The sequence below is a fragment of the Mycobacterium angelicum genome (genome assembly GCF_002086155.1).
Taxonomy (GTDB): Bacteria; Actinomycetota; Actinomycetes; order Mycobacteriales; family Mycobacteriaceae; genus Mycobacterium; species Mycobacterium angelicum.
The window spans coordinates 1-248 of the sequence record NZ_MVHE01000426.1 but is presented as its reverse complement, the minus strand read 5'-3'; the positions used below and the strand labels follow the sequence as shown (position 1 = coordinate 248).

Sequence of the window (248 nt, the reverse complement as noted above, 5' to 3'; positions counted from 1 at the left end):
CGTGGGCTCGGTCATCTGGCTTTGAACGTCTACGACCCCGATAACGGTTACGGCGAAGAGGTGTTGGACTTTGAGCCGCGGACGGTGTGGTGGGGATCGGCCAATTGGACCGTGCGGGCCGGGTCACACTTGGAAGTTGGCTTTGCATGCGACGACCCAACCCTCGTCGAAGAAGCTACAGCGTTTGTCGCTGACGTGATCGCGTTCTCCGAACCGATCGACACGACCTGTGCCGGTCCCGAACCGAA

The 248-nt window shown here is 60.5% G+C and carries 1 pseudogene; it reads left to right on the top strand.

The window, feature by feature from the left end:
- Positions 1-248: pseudogene (locus BST12_RS30115) on the top strand (hypothetical protein); the annotation flags it as partial.